At 71.5% G+C, this 12,237-nt stretch carries 14 protein-coding genes; 9 read left to right on the forward strand and 5 right to left on the reverse strand.

Annotated elements, in window-relative coordinates; genetic code table 11:
- Positions 1–182 precede the first annotated feature (182 nt).
- The 9 genes from PH203_RS27080 (at position 183) to PH203_RS27120 (ending at position 9,199) form a co-directional block, all read left to right on the forward strand.
- Positions 183–629: a potassium channel family protein gene (locus PH203_RS27080; protein ID WP_289923238.1), complete on the forward strand. Its 447-nt coding sequence runs from the start codon at positions 183–185 to the stop codon at positions 627–629.
- A 98-nt stretch (positions 630–727) separates the two neighbouring features.
- On the forward strand, positions 728–2,146 hold the full coding sequence (locus PH203_RS27085; protein WP_289923109.1) for a cytochrome P450: 1,419 nt from the start codon (positions 728–730) through the stop codon (positions 2,144–2,146).
- A gap of 170 nt (positions 2,147–2,316) precedes the next feature.
- Positions 2,317–2,949 carry an XRE family transcriptional regulator gene (locus PH203_RS27090; RefSeq protein ID WP_289923110.1) on the forward strand — a complete coding sequence of 211 codons (633 nt, stop codon included), beginning with the start codon at positions 2,317–2,319 and terminating at the stop codon, positions 2,947–2,949.
- A gap of 52 nt (positions 2,950–3,001) precedes the next feature.
- Entirely contained in the window at positions 3,002–4,327 is a 1,326-nt protein-coding gene (locus tag PH203_RS27095; RefSeq protein ID WP_289923111.1) for a M24 family metallopeptidase, read from the forward strand.
- A complete protein-coding gene (locus PH203_RS27100; protein WP_289923112.1) occupies positions 4,327–5,304 on the forward strand; it encodes a thiamine pyrophosphate-dependent dehydrogenase E1 component subunit alpha in 978 nt (325 codons plus the stop codon). Before PH203_RS27095 ends, PH203_RS27100 begins: the two co-directional genes overlap by 1 nt.
- A complete protein-coding gene (locus PH203_RS27105; protein WP_289923113.1) occupies positions 5,292–6,272 on the forward strand; it encodes an alpha-ketoacid dehydrogenase subunit beta in 981 nt (326 codons plus the stop codon). Before PH203_RS27100 ends, PH203_RS27105 begins: the two co-directional genes overlap by 13 nt.
- Before the next feature lie 22 nt (positions 6,273–6,294).
- Positions 6,295–7,638 carry an amidohydrolase family protein gene (locus PH203_RS27110; protein WP_289923114.1) on the forward strand — a complete coding sequence of 448 codons (1,344 nt, stop codon included), beginning with the start codon at positions 6,295–6,297 and terminating at the stop codon, positions 7,636–7,638.
- A complete protein-coding gene (locus tag PH203_RS27115) occupies positions 7,635–8,510 on the forward strand; it encodes a cupin domain-containing protein (protein WP_289923115.1) in 876 nt (291 codons plus the stop codon). Before PH203_RS27110 ends, PH203_RS27115 begins: the two co-directional genes overlap by 4 nt.
- Positions 8,507–9,199: an SDR family oxidoreductase gene (locus PH203_RS27120; RefSeq protein ID WP_289923116.1), complete on the forward strand. Its 693-nt coding sequence runs from the start codon at positions 8,507–8,509 to the stop codon at positions 9,197–9,199. The genes PH203_RS27115 and PH203_RS27120 overlap by 4 nt, the downstream gene beginning before the upstream one ends.
- Before the next feature lie 24 nt (positions 9,200–9,223).
- On the opposite strand, the gene PH203_RS27125 is transcribed toward PH203_RS27120, so the two are convergent.
- The 5 genes from PH203_RS27125 to PH203_RS27145 form a co-directional block, all read right to left on the reverse strand.
- The gene (locus tag PH203_RS27125) at positions 9,224–10,039 is read right to left on the reverse strand and encodes an SAM-dependent methyltransferase (protein WP_289923117.1); all 816 of its coding nucleotides are present in this window, start codon (positions 10,037–10,039) and stop codon (positions 9,224–9,226) included.
- Between the two features lie 128 nt (positions 10,040–10,167).
- Positions 10,168–10,500, reverse strand: a complete 333-nt coding sequence (locus tag PH203_RS27130; RefSeq protein WP_289923118.1) for a DUF3140 domain-containing protein — start codon at positions 10,498–10,500, stop codon at positions 10,168–10,170.
- Between the two features lie 41 nt (positions 10,501–10,541).
- Positions 10,542–11,021 carry a DNA starvation/stationary phase protection protein gene (locus PH203_RS27135; protein ID WP_289923119.1) on the reverse strand — a complete coding sequence of 160 codons (480 nt, stop codon included), beginning with the start codon at positions 11,019–11,021 and terminating at the stop codon, positions 10,542–10,544.
- Positions 11,018–11,281: a WhiB family transcriptional regulator gene (locus PH203_RS27140; RefSeq protein WP_289923239.1), complete on the reverse strand. Its 264-nt coding sequence runs from the start codon at positions 11,279–11,281 to the stop codon at positions 11,018–11,020. The genes PH203_RS27135 and PH203_RS27140 overlap by 4 nt, the downstream gene beginning before the upstream one ends.
- 80 nt (positions 11,282–11,361) lie before the next feature.
- Complete coding sequence (locus PH203_RS27145; RefSeq protein WP_289923120.1) at positions 11,362–12,159, reverse strand: alpha/beta hydrolase; 798 nt, start codon at positions 12,157–12,159, stop codon at positions 11,362–11,364.
- Positions 12,160–12,237: the final 78 nt, after the last annotated feature.

Here is a 12,237-nt window from a genome sequence, read left to right on the forward strand (position 1 = left end):
CTCCGGCCCACCCATGGGTGCCCGCCTGGCGCAGGGGCCGTGAGCCCGCCCTCCCGAAGCCGGTGAGGGCCGTTCGGGTGAGCGGTGGGGCTGACGGCGACTCGAACGACCCGCCCGGCATGCCCGCCCGCGCTCCCGACCCGACACTGATGCCGAGCCGTGCCCGCACCGAAGGAGTCGCCATGCTGCCCGGATTCCTCGCCAGAGCCGTCGAGTTGCTGCTCGGCCGGAAGGGGCGCCCGCTGCATCTGAAGGCGGCGGGCGGCGCCACGGCGGTTCTGGTGGCGGTGATGCTCCTCGGCTCGTGGGCGGTGGTGGCCGCCGAGGAGGGGGCGCGGGGCGCCAGTCTGACGTCGTACCCGAAGGCGCTGTGGTGGTCGGTGGAGACCGCGACCACCGTCGGGTACGGCGACTTCTACCCCGTGACCCTGTGGGGCCGGATCGTCGGCGCCGTGGTGATGGTCGTCGGGATCACCACGTACGGCATGGTCACCGCGGCGCTGGCCACCTGGTTCGTCGGACGGGAGGAGAAGCGCCGCCATCGTCTCGCCCAGGAGGCGGCCCGGGCGCTGCACGAACGCTTCGACCGGCTGGAGGAGTTGGTGCGCGGGAAGGGCGAGCGGGACTGAACGCTACCGGCGAGTACCCCGGCCCTTGCCATATGTGAACCCCTGAGTAAGGTTCCGTGCGGTTCGCTACGCGCGGGGTCGAAGGGGGCGACAGCACCATGGAATTCCAAGCGGTCGACGGAGGAGAGCCGACGGCTGACGGCGGACGCGACGGCGTACGACTGGAAGATCTTGCTCCGCAACCCCTGCTGACCCGGGACTACGAGACCCGCCCCGCGCTCGTCTACGAGCGGCTGCGCGAGCGGCACGGCCCCGTCGCGCCGGTCGACCTGCTGGGCGTCCCCGCCTGGCTGGTGCTCGGCTACCGCGAGTCGCTCCAGGTGCTCCAGGACAACGCGGGCTGGCCCAAGGGGCTGGAGAACTGGCGGGCCCGCACCGAGGGGCGGGTGCCCGCCGACTGGCCGCTGGGACCCTCCCTGGAGGTCAACCACGTACTGATCCAGGGCGGTCCCGGCTACCCCCGGCTCCGCGGCGCCTGGGACACGGCCCTCAGACCCTTCCAGGACCCGCGCCAGCCGCAGGCCAAACGGCTCAGGGCGGCCGTCACCGGCTACGCCGACGAGCTGATCGACCTGATCGCGCAGGGCGGCCGTACCGGACTCGCCGATCTGTCGGCGCAGTTCTCACGTCCGCTGCCGCTGATGGCCGCGAGCCATCTGCTGGGCTTCCCCGGCTCACAGGGCGACGACGCGCTGATGGACATGTGGCGGGTCCTGGACGCCGGGCCCGACGCCGAACCCGCCCTGGCCCGGCTGCTGGTGACGCTCTCGGAGCTGGCCGCCGCCAAGACGGAGAATCCCGGCGAGGACTTCCCCTCCCAGCTGCTCGCCGCCCACCCCGGCCTCACGGTCGACGAACTGGCCCGCGAACTGTTCATGCTGCTCGGCATGACCTCCGACCACGTCGGCATCCTCATCGCCAACACCGTCGTCGAGGTGATCTCCGGGGAGAGCGACGGCGGGGTGCGCCACACGCTGTCCGCCGGGATGATCCGGGAGACCATGAACCGGGTCGCCATGCGCAAGCCGCCGCTCGTCAACTTCGTACCGAGGTTCGCGGCCGCCGACACCCCGCTCGGCAACTACACCGTCCACGCCGGCGACCCCGTCTGGGTCTCCGCCGCCGCCGCGCACGCCGACCCGCTGTTCGCCGGACAGACGACACCCGGCTCCTCCAGCATCAGCAGCCGCGCGCATCTGGCATGGGGCGCGGGGCCCCGCCAGTGCCCGGCCCGTGAGCTGGCGTCGACGATCGCCGCGGCCGGGGTGAGCCGGATCGTCGAACGGTTCGGGCATCTGGAGCCCGCCCTGCCGGTGGACCAGCTTCCTTGGCGCTCCTCGCCGTTCATGCGCGGGCTGCGCTCCCTGCCGGTGCGTTACGAGCTGTCCGGCGAGATGCCCCCGGAGCCCGCGAAGCCCGCGGAGCCGGAGGCGGGCCTACCGGATCAGGAACAGGGGATCACGCGGCGGTCGTCGCTGTGGCGGTATCTGACGGGGCTCATCCGCCCGGGCGGCTGAGCGGATCCGGTGAGGTCGACGGCGGTTCGGCAGCGCTCTGAGGGGACCTGGCCGTCCGGCCGAGGGGGACGCGGGTCCGCAACCCCGGGCCCGTCACCTGCGGCACTGTTCTCATCGCGCCCCCGGCTGTTCAATGGTGCTGCACATTCCGGCCATGAGAGGAGCCGCCCGTGTCCCCTGTCGCCGTGCCGCCCGTCGGCGCGCGGATCCGGCGGGCGCGTCTGGAGAGCGGGCTGAGTCTGCGGGCCCTGGCGCGGGAGATCGGGGTCTCCGCGAGTCTGGTGTCGCAGATCGAGACCGGTAAGAGCCAGCCGTCGGTGAGCACGCTGTACGCGATCACGACGGCGCTCGGCATCTCCGTCGAGTCGCTCTTCGAGGCGGCGGAGCCGGTCGCGACGCGTGCCGACACCACCGTCCTGCACGCCCTCGCCGCCTTCGCCGCCGACCCCGCACGACGCATCGGACCCCTGGTCAGCCCCGGTGAACGGGAGATCCTGGAGCTGGACTCGGGCGTCGTGTGGGAGCGGCTCGGGCACATCCCGGGCACCGATGTCGACTTCCTGCTCGTGACCTACCGGCCCGGCGGCTCCTCCGCCGGCTCGGGCGGACTGATGCGGCACGCGGGCACGGAGTACGGCTATCTGACCTCCGGCGAACTCGTCCTCACCCTCGGCTTCGAGGAGCGCACCCTGCGCCCCGGTGACGCCGTCTGCTTCGAGTCGACGACCCCGCACCGCTACCGCAACGACGGCGGTGAACCGGCCGTGGGTGTGTGGTTCGTGGCCGGCCCGAGTGTTCAGTAACACTTGACACTTCCTCCGCGCGGTCGTTCACTCCGCAGTGGGGGTGGTCGCCATGGCGATCCGCACGTTCGGACCCAACGCCGTCGACTGGGAAGAGCGCATCGACCTGGACCGGCTGCGCAGGCAGCGGCTGGCCCGGCTGCACGAGACCCTGAACCGTTCCTCGCTCGGCGCGGTGCTGAGCTTCGACTTCGCCAACATCCGCTACATGACCGCCACGCACATCGGCACCTGGGCGATGGACAAGCTGATCCGCTTCGCCCTGCTGACCCGCGGCGGCGAACCCGTCGTCTGGGACTTCGGCTCCGCCGCCCGCCACCACCAGCTGTACAACCCCTGGCTGGACTACAGCGACGGCAAGGAAGGCCCGCCCACCGGCGCCCGCGCCGGGATCTCCACCCTCCGCGGCGCCTTCCACCCGGACGCCGGGATCGCCGCGGACGTCGCCGCGAAGATCGCCGCCGAACTGCGCGAACACGGCCTGGCGGGCGAGCCGTTGGGCATCGACGTCGCCGAGATGCCGGTCCTCGCCGCGCTGCGCGCCGAGGGCATCGACGTCGTCGACGGCCAGCAGGTCTTCCTGGAGGCCCGCCGCATCAAGACCCGCGACGAGATCTCCCTGCTCACCCAGGCCTGCGCGATGGTGGACGCGGCGTACGAGGAGCTGTACGGGTACCTGCGCCCAGGTGTGCGCGAGAACGAGTGCGTCGGACTGGTCAGCAAGGTGCTGTACGACCTGGGCAGCGAGTACGTCGAAGGCGTCAACGCCATCTCCGGGGAACGCTGTTCACCCCACCCGCACGTCTACAGCGACCGTCTGATCCGCCCCGGTGACCCCGCCTTCTTCGACATCCTGCACAGCCATCTCGGCTACCGCACCTGCTACTACCGCACCTTCGCCGTCGGCAGCGCGTCCGGTGCGCAACGGGACGCCTATGTGCGCTGCCGCTCATACATGGACCAGGCGATCGCGCTCGTCCGGCCCGGCGCCACCACCGCCGACATCGTCCAGGTCTGGCCGCGCGCCGAGGAGTTCGGCTTCGCCGACGAGACGGCCGCGTTCGCGCTGCAGTACGGCCACGGGGTGGGCCTGTCCATCTGGGAGAAGCCCATCTTCAGCCGCCTGGTCTCCCTCGACCACCCCGAAGTCCTCGAAGAGGGCATGGTGTTCGCCCTGGAGACGTACTGGCCGGCCGCCGACGGCTGGTCCGCGGCCCGCATCGAGGAGGAGCTCGTCGTCACCGCCGACGGCTGCGAGGTCATCACCAAGTTCCCGGCGGAGGAACTGCTGGTGGCGGGCCGCAAGTACTGGACGGTGGGCGGCGAGCTCAACACCCGGCGGGAGTCCCAGTCGCATCTCAACACAAGGGACCACTGATGGAGGCGACCGAACTCCTCGCCCTGTACGAGCAGATGGTCATCGTCCGCCGCACCGAGAAGGCCGCCCACGACCTGTTCCTCCAGGGCCTGGTCAAGGGCACCACCCATCTCGCCGCCGGCCACGAGGCGATCGCCGTCGGCGCGAGCGCCGCCCTGCGCCCCGACGACTACGTCTTCGCCACCTACCGCGGCCACCATCACGCGCTGGCCCGGGGCGCCACCCCCGAGGAGTGCCTCGCCGAACTCATGAGCAGGGCGACGGGGTTGTGCGGAGCCAAGGGCGGCTCCATGCACCTCACCAAGGCCTCCACCGGCATGCTCGGCTCCTACGCCATCGTCGGCGCCCACCTCCCGATGGCGGCCGGTGCGGCCTGGTCGGCGCGGCTGCGCGGCACCGACCAGGTCGCGGTGGCCTTCTTCGGCGACGGGGCGACCAACATCGGCGCCTTCCACGAGGCGCTCAACCTGGCCGCCGTGTGGAAGCTGCCCGTGCTGTTCGTCTGCGAGAACAACCTCTACATGGAGTACACGCCGATCGCCGACGTCACCGCGGTCGCCCGGCCCGCCGCCGACCGGGCGCCCGCCTACGGCATCCCGGGCGACACCGTCGACGGCAACGACGTCGTCGCCGTCAAGGAAGCCGTGGAACGGCTCGCGGAACGGGCCCGGGCAGGAGACGGGCCCGCTCTGCTGGAGGCCGCGACCTACCGGCACTTCGGGCACAGCCGCGCCGACCCGGCTGCCTACCGTCCCGCCGAGGAGGTCGAACGCTGGCTCGAGCACGACCCGTTGGACCTCGCACGGGGGCGGCTGACCGAGCTGGGGGTGCCCGAGGAGACGGTCACCGCCGCCGACGAACGCGCCCGGGACGTCGTACGGCAGGCCGTCGAGGCGGCGAAGAGCGCGCCCGGGCCCGGTCCGGAGCAGGCGCTGACGGACGTATGGGCCGACGGGGGTGCCGCATGGCGGACGTGATCACCTATCGGGAGGCGGTCGCCGAGGGCATCGCGCGGGAGATGCGGCGGGACGCGGCCGTGGTGTGCCTGGGGGAGGACATCGGGGAGGCCGGCGGGGTGTTCAAGACGACCGCCGGGCTGTTCAAGGAGTTCGGGCCCGGGCGGGTGTGGGACACGCCGATCTCCGAACAGGCCATCGTCGGCGCGGCGATGGGGGCCGCCATGACCGGGATGCGGCCCGTCGCGGAGATCATGTTCTCGGACTTTTTGGCCTGTTGTTGGGACTACCTCGCCAACGAGATACCCAAGGTGCGTTACATGACGGGCGGTCAGGTCACCGTGCCCCTCGTCGTTCGCACCGCCAACGGCGGCGGGCTCGGCTTCGGCGCCCAGCACTCGCAGTCCACCGAGAACTGGGCGCTCACCGTCCCCGGCCTGAAGATCGCGGCACCGGCCACGCCCGCCGACGTGATCGGCATGATGGCGGCGGCGATCCGCAGCGACGACCCGGTCGTCTTCTTCGAGCACAAGGGGCTGCTGGCCTCGAAGGGTTCGCCCCCGCCGCCGGACCATGTGGTCGAACTGGGACGCGCGGCCGTCGTGCGCGAGGGCGCCGACGTCACGCTGGTCGCCCTCGCCGCGATGGTGCCGGTCGCGCAGCGGGCCGCCGCCCGGCTCGCGGAGGAGGGCATCGAGGCCGAGGTCGTCGATCTGCGCTGTCTGGTGCCGCTGGACATGAGCACCGTGCTCGCCTCGCTCGCCCGGACCTCGCGCCTCGTCACCGTCGAGGAGAACCCGTATCAGGGCGGCTGGGGCGCCACCGTCGTCTCGGTCGTCGCCGACGAGGGGTTCGGTCTGCTGGACGCGCCCGTGCGGCGGGTTGCGGGGGAGTGCGTGCCGCTGCCGTTCGCCGACGCGCTGGAGGAGCGGGTCATCCCCACCGTCGACAAGGTCGTGGCCGCCGTCCGCGGCCTCACCGCGTACTGAACACCCCAAGGGAGGAAGGGACATGACCCGTCGGACACTCCTGCGTGCCGGCCATGTGATCTCGATGGACCCCGACATCGGGGACCTTCCCCAGGGGGACGTCCTCGTCGAGGACGGAAGGATCGCGGCCGTGGGGCCCGGGATCGACGCGGACGCCGAAGTCCTCGACATGACCGGGCGGATCGTGATCCCCGGCTTCGTCGACACCCACCGCCACACCTGGGAGGCCTCGATCCGCGGGGTCGCTCCCGACGCCACCCTCGACGATTACTTCGTCGACATCCTCGACACCTTCGCCCCGCTCTACACCCCCGAGGACGTGTACGCGGCCAATCTCGCCGGCGCCCTGGAATGCCTCAACGCGGGCATCACCACCGTCGTCGACTGGTCGCACATCAACAACACCCCGGAGCATCCCGACGCCGCGATCCGGGCCCTCGCCGAGACCGGCATCCGCGCCCAGTACGCCTACGGCAGCGCCAACACCTCCCTCGCCGACTACTGGTTCGAGAGCAAGATCGCGATCCCGGGCGACGACGTACGGCGGATCAGGGACCGCTACTTCGCCTCCGACGACGGTCTGCTCACCCTGGCCCTCGCCACCCGCGGCCCCGGCTTCTGCGTCAACGACGTCGTGGCCTCCGAGTGGGGCCTGGCACGGGAGTTGGGCATCCCGATCACCGTCCACGTCGGCATGGGCCGTATGGCCGGGCGCTTCGGCATGGTCAGGCAACTCGACGACCTCGGCCTCCTCGGCCCGGACACCACCTACATCCACTGCTGCTACTTCAGCGAGGAGGAGTGGCGGATGGTCGCCGACAGCGGCGGCACGGTGTCCATCGCACCGCAGGTCGAGACCCAGATGGGGCACGGGTGGCCGCCGGTGATGAAGGCGATCGAGCACGGACTGCGGCCCTCCTTGAGCATCGACGTCGTCACCACCGTCCCCGGCGACATGTTCACCCAGATCCGCGCGGCCTTCGGCGCCGAGCGAGCCCGCGTCAACGCCGAGTGCTGGCAGGCCGATGTCCCGGTGCCGGAAACGATGCTGACGGCCCGTCGGATGCTGGAGATCGCGACCCTGAACGGCGCGCATGTCGCAGGCCTCGAGGACCGCACCGGTTCCCTCACCCCCGGCAAACGGGCCGACATCGTCGCGATCGACGCCACCGCGCTCAACATCGCGCCCGTGCACGACGCGGCGGCCGCCGTGACGCTCTGCGCGGACGTCTCCAACGTCGACACCGTGCTCGTCGACGGTGTGATCCGCAAGCGGGACGGCAGGCTGACCGCCGACGTGGCCCGCGCCCGGCGGCTCGTCGAGGAGTCCCGCGACCGGCTCCTGGCCGCGAAGGCGGCACGGTGACCGCTCACCTGGTGCGCCGCGCCGCCGATGTGCCGCCGCCGGAGTACGACGAACGCGGCCACCGGCGGCGGCAGTTGGTCGGCGAGGACGACGGCAGCGTCCACACCGGCTTCGGCGTCTGCGAGTTGCTGCCGGGCGGCACGGTCGAGGCGCACGTGCACTCCTACGAGGAGAGCTTCTGCGTGCTCGACGGCACCGTGATCCTCGACGTGCCGGAAGGCGCGTACCTCCTTGAAGAGGGCGACTACGGACTCCTGCCGACCGGAGTGCCGCACGCCTGGCGGGGCGCCGGTGACACCGGCGCCCGCTGGGCCGACATGCTCGCCCCGGTGCCGCGGGCCCGCTACGGCCACGACACCCGGACGGTGCCCGCACTGCCCCGCCGCGACCCCGTCCGGATCGACGTCCGTGACCCGCGCACCCGCTCCTTCGGCCACTTCGAGCCCGCGCAGATGGACCCGGGGAAGCAGTCGCAGGATCTCCTCGCGGTGTCGGCGAGCATGCGCACCGCGCTCCTCGTCTACAGCGGGATCACCGTGAAGATGATGGTCGACGCCGACCTGGGCGCCGTCGCCTCGACGATGTTCATGGTGCAGTACGCGCCCGACGGCGTCGCGGGCACCCACGACCACCCCTTCGAGGAGACGTACCTGATCCTCGAAGGCGCGGTCGACGCGACCTTCGACGGCACGGTGTACCGGCTCGGCCCCGGCGACGTCGCCTGGGCGGGCGCCGGTTGTGTGCACGGGTTCGCCAACGCCGGTACGGGACCGGTGCGTTGGCTGGAGACACAGGCGCCGCAGCCGCCGTCCCGGCACTCGTACCGGTTCACGCGTGACTGGGAGTATCTGAGGGAGGCGCTGGAGTCATGAGCAGTGTGCTCGTCGTCGGCGGCACGTCCGGGATCGGCCGCGAGTTCGCCCGCTTCCGGGCGGCGCGCGGGGACGAGGTGATCCTCACCGGCCGGGACGCCGACCGGGCCGGCACCGCGGCCAAGGAGACCGGCGCGGCACGGGGCATCGCCCTCGATCTGACCCGGCCCCGGGAGATCGCCGGGGCCTTGCGGGACATCGGCCCCCTCGACCACCTCGTCCTCTCGGGCGTCGCCCGCGACGAGAACCGGGTCAGCGAGTACGACATCGAGACCGCGCTGAGCCTCGTGACGTTGAAGCTCGTCGGCTACACCGAGACCGTCCACGCCCTCCGGGAGCAGCTGCACGACGACAGCGCGATCGTCGTCTTCGGCGGTCAGGCCAAGGAACGGCCCTACCCGGGCGCGACGACCGTGGCGACCGTCAACGCGGGCGTACGCGGCCTGGTGAACGCCCTCGCCGTCGAACTCGCCCCCGTCCGCGTCAACGCCCTCCACCCGGGGGTCGTCGGGGACAGCCCGTACTGGCAGGGCAAGCCGGGCGAGGTACTGGCCGGACTGCGCGCCAGGACGCCCACCGGCCGCCTCGCCACGATGGCCGACGTGGTGGACGCCGTGGACTTCCTGCTGCGCAACAGGTCCGTCAACGCAGTGGAGTTGAGCGTGGACGGGGGATGGCTGCTGGGCTAGGACGCGATTCCCCGACGGTGGCCGCTAGGACTTGATCCCGACCGCCCCGTACAGCGACACCGGGCCTCCGTCGGCGTCCGGTGTCTCGTCCACGGCGAGCTCGGGACGCCAGTCCTTCACGGACACGACCCCCGGCTCCAGCACGTCAAGTCCCTTGAAGAACCTGCCGAACTCGTCCTTGTCGCGGGCCACCAGGGTCACCCCGCCCGCCGCGTACGCCTCGATGCCCCGCCGCACGTTCTCCGGCTCGAAGTCGGCCGTCATCGCGGACAGCACCAGGGCGCTGCCCGGAGCGAGCGCGTCCACGAGGGCGTCCACCACGTCGTGGGCGCCGTCCTCGTCGGCTATGAAGTGCATCAGTGCGATGAGGGACAGCGCGACAGGCCGGTCCAGATCGATGATCCGGCCCGCCTGTTCGAGGATCTTCCGCGGGTCGCGCGCGTCGGCCTCGATGTACTCCGTCACGCCCTCGTCGGTGCCGCGCAGCAGGGCGCCGGCGTGGGCGAGGACGATCGGGTCGTTGTCGACGTACACGACCCGGGCGTCCGGGGCCGCCTTCTGGGCGATCTGATGGAGGTTGGGCTCGGTGGGGATGCCGGTGCCGATGTCCAGGAACTGGCGGATCCCCGCCTTCCCGACCAGATGCCGGGTGGCCCGGTGCATGAACCAGCGGTTGGCGCGCGCGGCCCGCGGGGCGTCGCCGCTGAGCGAGGCGATCCGGCGGCCGAGGGCCTCGTCGACCGGGTAGTTGTCCTTGCCGCCGAGATACCAGTCGTAGACGCGCGCCGGATGCGGCTTGGTCGTGTCGATCCGCTGGCCGGCCGGCTCGGTCCCGGTCACGTGTGGCTCCTCTGCTCGCTCATCAAGGTTGCGAGCAGTCTCGCACGATCATCAGGGAGCGGCGCAGTGGCACTTCGGCCACCTGTTTCCGGTCAACTCGGGGGTTGCGGCCAGGGGTTGAGGGGGTCCTACGGTTTGAGAGGGTCATGGCCCAGCGTCATCAGCCGGTGCCGGCGCCGGGTCCCCTCGGCCTCCGGTTCGTTCTCCAGGTCCGCCTGCTCGGACACGGCGTCCACGACCTCGTACATCACGTCGATGTCGTCCTCGGTGAGGTCCGTGCGCCGTTTCTGCAGGATCGCCAGGACGTGCTGTCCGGTGGGCGAACCGGCGTGCTCCGGCAGCGGTTCCGTGTCCTCGTCGGCGTCGCTGACCCGCAGCCAGGCCGCCAGTTCCTGCGAGGTCATGTTCACCACGCGGTGGAAGTCCTCCCACAGCGCGTCGAGTTCGAGGGCGTCGGTCATCGCGTGCCCCTTCCGTGCGTCGTACGTCGTGCGTCGGGCCGTCAGTCCCGCGGCTGGTTCTCGGCCTCGAACATCCAGCGCTGCTTCTCCAGTTCGGCGGTGATCGCGATCAGCAGGTCCTGGGTGACCGGATCCGGCTTCTCGGTCGCGCCGATGCGCTCCCGCAGCCGCCCGATCGCGGCCTCCAGCGTCTCGACCATCAGTGGGACGACCTCGTCGTCCTTGAGCCAGCCGTCCTTGGGGCCGGGCAGCGTGTACGCGGCGGCGATCGTCTCCGGCCGGCCGTCGGGCGGCACGCCGAGCGCCGCGGCACGCTCCGCCACGGTGTCGGAGTACGAACGGGCGGTCGCCACCACCTCGTCCAGCTGCAGGTGGATGGACCTGAAGCGCGGGCCGACGATGTTCCAGTGCGCCTGCTTGCCGACGAGCGAGAGGCCGAGCAGATCGACGAGCGTGCCCTGCAGGGCGTCTGAGGCGATCCGGCGGTCGTCCTCGGGGAGAGTGCTCCTCACGACGGTCATACGGTGCTCCTCCTTCTGACGTGGTCGTGGTCTGTGCCGGTACGGAGCAGCGCGACACGTTCCTGCTCGCAGGTGCCGCCCCACACGCCCGTGGTCTGCCCGTTGCTGAGCGCCCAGTCGAGACACTCCAGGGTCACCGGACAGCGGGCGCAGACGCGTTTGGCCGACGCGATGTCCCGCAGGGCGGGCCCCTGGGTGCCCACGGGGAAGAACAGCTCGGGGTCCTCTCCCACGCAGGCAGCCTGCCGCAACCACTCCATGCGGGCGCGGGTGCCCAGGGCGAACCGGTGCAAACGCGGCGGGATCAGCGGTCGCGCCCACACCGCCCGCGGCCGGGTGATCAGCCGTCGAGGACGTCGTCCAGGAAGCCGGTGAGGTCGGCGAAGACCTCGGCCCGGTTCGTCTCGTTGAACACCTCGTGCCGGGCGCCCGGATAGATCCGCTCGGTGAGGACGCCCCCGCTGAGCTGCTCGACGCCGATGCGGCTGCCGGCCGGCGGCACCAGCCGGTCGTCGTCGCCGTGCAGCCACAGCAGCGGCAGCCTCCCGACGTCACCGCCCTTGCCCACGACCTCCAGCGTCCGCAGGAACGACTCCACCGTCGGCCGCTTCATCGGCCCGTGCCACACCAGGGGATCCGCCACGTACGCCGCGCCCACCGAAGGGTCCCGGGAGAGCGTGGCCGGGTCGATCGGCGTGTCCGGGATCTCGTCGAGCGCGATCAGCTGCCGGGGCACATGCCAGTCGCCGATCACCGGCCCGGACAGGGCGAGCGCGGTGAGCCCGGCGCCGTGCCGCTGGGCGTAGCGGGCCGAGATCAGACCGCCCATGGAGTGCCCGACCACGACGACCGGCAGGTCCGGATACGCGCCGCGGGCCAGTCCGGCCACGGTATGCACATCGGTGACGACGTCCTCGAAGTCCTGGATCAGCACGCGCTCGCCCGCTGACTTCCCATGGCCCCGGTGATCGGGCCCGAAGACGGCCGCACCGTGCCGGTGAAGCACGCCGGCGAGTTCCTCGTACCGCCCGATGTGCTCGCCGTATCCGTGCACCACCAGCGCGAGATAGCGCGGCCGTTCGTGACGCCACTCGCGTACGACGATTCCGTCCAGGGTGTGCTCGCGGGCGCCCGCCATGTCTCCTCCAGCTGCGTCGGTGAAGGTCCCCGGGGATCTTCCCACGGTGCGGAGGGCGGGCTAGACTCCGGAACCGTT

This window comes from Streptomyces sp. S.PB5 (assembly GCF_030403745.1).
In the GTDB taxonomy this organism is placed as follows: Bacteria; Actinomycetota; Actinomycetes; order Streptomycetales; family Streptomycetaceae; genus Streptomyces.

Bases quoted from the DNA above. Each gene is read 5' to 3' on its own strand.
- PH203_RS27135 (WP_289923119.1), bottom strand. From the start codon at position 11,021: ATGACCGTCGTGAGGAGCACTCTCCCCGAGGACGACCGCCGGATCGCC.
- PH203_RS27145 (WP_289923120.1), bottom strand. From the start codon at position 12,159: ATGGCGGGCGCCCGCGAGCACACCCTGGACGGAATCGTCGTACGCGAG.
- PH203_RS27080 (WP_289923238.1), top strand. From the start codon at position 183: ATGCTGCCCGGATTCCTCGCCAGAGCCGTCGAGTTGCTGCTCGGCCGG.
- PH203_RS27100 (WP_289923112.1), top strand. From the start codon at position 4,327: ATGGAGGCGACCGAACTCCTCGCCCTGTACGAGCAGATGGTCATCGTC.
- PH203_RS27085 (WP_289923109.1), top strand. From the start codon at position 728: ATGGAATTCCAAGCGGTCGACGGAGGAGAGCCGACGGCTGACGGCGGA.
- PH203_RS27110 (WP_289923114.1), top strand. From the start codon at position 6,295: ATGACCCGTCGGACACTCCTGCGTGCCGGCCATGTGATCTCGATGGAC.
- PH203_RS27130 (WP_289923118.1), bottom strand. From the start codon at position 10,500: ATGACCGACGCCCTCGAACTCGACGCGCTGTGGGAGGACTTCCACCGC.
- PH203_RS27120 (WP_289923116.1), top strand. From the start codon at position 8,507: ATGAGCAGTGTGCTCGTCGTCGGCGGCACGTCCGGGATCGGCCGCGAG.
- PH203_RS27140 (WP_289923239.1), bottom strand. From the start codon at position 11,281: ATGGAGTGGTTGCGGCAGGCTGCCTGCGTGGGAGAGGACCCCGAGCTG.
- PH203_RS27105 (WP_289923113.1), top strand. From the start codon at position 5,292: ATGGCGGACGTGATCACCTATCGGGAGGCGGTCGCCGAGGGCATCGCG.
- PH203_RS27095 (WP_289923111.1), top strand. From the start codon at position 3,002: ATGGCGATCCGCACGTTCGGACCCAACGCCGTCGACTGGGAAGAGCGC.